This is a genomic window from Paraburkholderia sp. EG286B, from assembly GCF_040965655.1.
In the GTDB taxonomy this organism is placed as follows: Bacteria; Pseudomonadota; Gammaproteobacteria; order Burkholderiales; family Burkholderiaceae; genus Paraburkholderia.
Genome location: NZ_JBFRCF010000079.1, coordinates 1 through 3,704, shown reverse-complemented (window position 1 = coordinate 3,704; position 3,704 = coordinate 1). Strand labels below are relative to the sequence as shown.

At 63.4% G+C, this 3,704-nt stretch carries 2 protein-coding genes and 2 pseudogenes; 1 reads left to right on the top strand and 3 read right to left on the bottom strand.

Annotated features, from left to right (window positions below; translation table 11 throughout):
* Positions 1–122: 122 nt before the first annotated feature.
* Positions 123–257: pseudogene (locus AB4Y42_RS43535) on the bottom strand (formate hydrogenlyase); the annotation flags it as partial.
* Positions 251–2,257: a hydrogenase 4 subunit B gene (gene hyfB, locus AB4Y42_RS43530; protein WP_368691888.1), complete on the bottom strand. Its 2,007-nt coding sequence runs from the start codon at positions 2,255–2,257 to the stop codon at positions 251–253. The gene hyfB and the pseudogene AB4Y42_RS43535, both read right to left, overlap by 7 nt.
* Before the next feature lie 538 nt (positions 2,258–2,795).
* On the opposite strand from hyfB, the gene AB4Y42_RS43525 reads away from it, so the two are divergent.
* Positions 2,796–2,993, top strand: a complete 198-nt coding sequence (locus AB4Y42_RS43525) for a ribbon-helix-helix protein, CopG family (RefSeq protein WP_342952542.1) — start codon at positions 2,796–2,798, stop codon at positions 2,991–2,993.
* Between the two features lie 20 nt (positions 2,994–3,013).
* Here the strand turns inward: AB4Y42_RS43525 and AB4Y42_RS43520 are convergent.
* Positions 3,014–3,577 (bottom strand): annotated as a pseudogene (locus AB4Y42_RS43520) (spermidine synthase); the annotation flags it as partial.
* Between the last annotated feature and the right edge of the window lie 127 nt (positions 3,578–3,704).

Sequence of the window (3,704 nt, the reverse complement as noted above, 5' to 3'; positions counted from 1 at the left end):
TTCTGCCGGACTTAACCAGCTCGACCATGTGGGCCCGGAATTCCACAGGGTATGGGGTACGATGCCTGCCCATTTCGACACCTCCTGATCAAAAGCATAGGTGTCCGTTTTTGCGGGTCAACTTCACAGATGGATGGCGCGCGCCGGTTTTGCAGCCATGCGCGGCACTGGTTGATCCAGCCCGTGAGCAGCGGGGCGCCGGCAAGCGCCACGAGAATCTCGAGGGCCTGCGAGATCACGCCGGACAGGCTCACCATTGCCTCACCAGCATCAGCAGCAGGATCAGGACGGCGAAGCTGTAGGTCAGGTACACGGCAATCCTGCCGGTCTGCAGCCGGCCAGCCCATTGTGCCGTGCGCTGCGTGAGTGCCGCGATTCGATCATAGAGCAGGGACCATGTGCGGTCGGTGACTGACACGCGGTAGACCGGTTGCGTATCGTATGGCGATGGCAATTGCCGCTCGACGCGTAGCAGCGGCGCGAAGATCTCCCGGATCGGTTGCCCGAAGCCTTCGGCGGTGTCCTGCATCCGTGCTGTCGTGAACGGAAAGCCGCAGCTCCAGGGCGCCGCGCGACGCAGCCGGCCGTGGTAGAAGCGCCGCACCAGGATCCAGGCAAGCGCGCAGCAGGCAATGAAGAAAAGCACGAACACGCCGGGCATGTAACTCGCCCGTGCAGTGGACACCGGCGCGAACAGCAGCCAGCCCTGGTTGTTCGCAGCGACGCCCCTCCCAACCAGCGCACGCGTGACCGGGTCCAGCACCTTGACGAACTGAACGGGCATCAGCCCGAGCAGCACGCCGGCCGCGGCGAACCAGCAGAACGCGAGCCGCTCCCATACATTCGCGTCGCGTGCACGGGCCAGTTTCGCTTCCCTCGGCTGCCCGAGGAACACGATGCCGAAAAACTTGACCATGGTGTAGCCGGCGAGCGCCGCCGACATCGCGACCAGCGCGGCCACGATCGGCACGGTCATGGCAAGCACGGAATTGGGCAAGCCCGGCGCGAACAGGAAACTCTGCAGCAGGAGCCACTCCGCGACGAAGCCACTCAGCGGCGGCAGGCCTGCACTGGCCGCGACGCCGGCGAGCACGGCCCACGCGGTCCACGGCATGAACCGGATCAGGCCGCCCAGCCTGCCAAGGTTACGCTCCCCGGTGGCGTGCAGCACAGCGCCCGTACCCAGGAACAGAAGGCTCTTGAAACACGCGTGTGCGGCGATCTGGTAGAGCATCGCGGTCAGCGCCAGGGCTGACAGAAGCGGCATGCCGCACGCGCGAAACAGCACCGCGAGTCCGAGTGCGGCGATCATCAGGCCAACGTTGTCGATCGACGAATACGCGAGCAGGCGCTTCATGTCGACCTGGATCGTGCTGAACACCACGCCAAGCAGCGTGGTGCCAACGCCGAGCACGAGCAGCAGCACACCCCACCACGCGATCTGCACGTGCAGCAGGTCGAACACGGTACGCAGCATGCCGTAGAGGCCGACTTTCAGCACGAATCCGCTCAGAAGTGCCGATACGGGCGACGGCGCCGCCGGATGCGCCTCCGGTAGCCAGACATGCAGCGGAAACACGCCGGCCTTCGCGCCGAATCCGGTCAGGGCGAACAGGAACGCGAGCGACGCCCAGAATGTATCGGGCGACTGAGCCCGCATGTTGGCGAAGGTGTAGTCGCCGGTGCGCGCCTGGAGAATGCCGAAGCACAGGAGCAGCGCGAGCGCGCCGACGTGTGAAATCAGGAAGTACAGGTAGGCGGCGCGACGGATCTCGCCGATCCGGTGGTTGGTCATGACGAGGAACGTGGCGGACAGCGTCAGCGTTTCCCAGGCAACCATGAACGCGTAGGCGTCGTCTGCGACGAGCACGAACGCGATGCTCGCGATACACACGTGGTATTCGAAACAGATGAGCCCAGGCGCGGTCCCTTCGCCCTTGCGGAAGTAGCCAGCGGAAAAGGCGCCGATCCCCACGCTGACGACGCCGAGCACGAACAGGAAATAGCCCGACAGCCGGTCGAGGCGCAGATGGAACGGAAGGCCGGGCAGACCGACCGGCAGTACCAGGGTGGAAGGTTCGGCGAAGACACCCACAACACCTGCCGCGCCCAGCAGCACGCCAGCCAGCGCTCCGAGCGGAAACAGTCCGTGCGCGACCAGCCGTGTGCGATGCAACACCCCAAGGCCCAGCGCGCCGACTGCGAGCCAGGCAGCGACGACCAGCAGGACGAAATGGACGCCAGACACGCTTGCCATCCGGATTGTCTCCAGTGCGCTCGGATTGGACGAGGGGCATGGACCGAGCCCGGCACACCGGATCAGTCCTGCGCATAATATTACATCGAAAGATGCATGTGGCTAGCAGGGTATGCTAATGATGTTATCATGTGAGCTACATGGGGAAAAAAGAGCCGGCGCAGCGGGTGTGCCGGCGCGTCACACGTAGCGTTCAACGGGCTCGCGGAAAGTGGGCGCAATACAAGCGCAAACCGTCAGCATGGGTTGTCGCTCGCCTTTATCGCCGACGACGTGTTCGCGTAGTTCCGCAGGCAGCAACCGGGCACGGGGAGATCCCGATGCCGTGCCGGGCACGATGGTCTGCGTGAGGAGCGTGAAGCGGGGGAGTGGCCGTAGCGCGCAGTCCCGGCAGTGTTACCGGAACGTCGCTGTGCAGGGTATCGATGCCCAGGGCGTCGTGACTATCGGGACGGCCTCGCGCGCTTGCGCGGGCATTGGCATTGAACGCGAGTGTATTATAATTCGATTATCATACTTGCCTTTCCTGCCTCTCCCAATGGAAACGAAAACCGCGCGTCTGACCATCCTGATCGATCCCGCCAAGAAGGAGGCATTCGAGAAGCTCTGTGCCGCGCAGGATCTGACGTCTTCGCAGGTTGTCCGGCAGTTGATCCGCGAATATCTCGAACGTCACGGCGTGACCTACAAGACGAAGAGTACGCTGGGAAAGCGGGTCGGGCGCAGCGCCGACTGAGCCTCACTGAGCCAGCACGTTCAGGCACCATGCTCCCAGTGCGCGTGGCCGTTCTCGCGCCAGATCAACCGCTTGGGGTCGAGGCTTACACCGCCCTTCAGTCGTCTGGCGGTAACCGGTAGCCGCAGGTCATCCGCCCACGCATACGAGAAGGCGCGATCCAGCAGGACGCGCGAAGACGGCAGACGGCTTCTGCCTTTCCAGGCGAAAGCGACGAAATTGCTGTCGTCTCCGCATCGGACCAATGCGTATGAGGTGCCGAACACGGATTTCAGCCGTTCAAGGTAGAGGTCCAGCGCGGGTTCGTCATCGGTGAAATTCATCGCAAGTACGCCCGTCTCCGTCAACCGTTCGCGACATGCAGAGAAGAACGCGATATCCGTGCACTGGCTCGCGACCCCGCCCGACACGTAGGCATCAACCAGGATGACATCGGCTGCGGCGCCCTCATTCCGGATGTGGTCTGCGCCATCGGCGCACACCACCCTGAAGCGCGCGTCGTCTGCCGGAATCCTGAACACGTCGCGCAGCGCAATCACCTCAGGGTCGATCTCGACCGCAGTGATCTCCACTTCAGGCAGATGCAGTGAAGTTGACCCGCAAAAACGGACACCTATGCTTTTGATCAGGAGGTGTCGAAATGGGCAGGCATCGTACCCCATACCCTGTGGAATTCCGGGCCCACATGGTCGAGCTGGTTAAGTCCGGCAG

Coding starts and splice junctions, on each gene's coding strand:
- hyfB (WP_368691888.1), bottom strand. CDS start 2,257: ATGGCAAGCGTGTCTGGCGTCCATTTCGTCCTGCTGGTCGTCGCTGCC.
- AB4Y42_RS43525 (WP_342952542.1), top strand. CDS start 2,796: ATGGAAACGAAAACCGCGCGTCTGACCATCCTGATCGATCCCGCCAAG.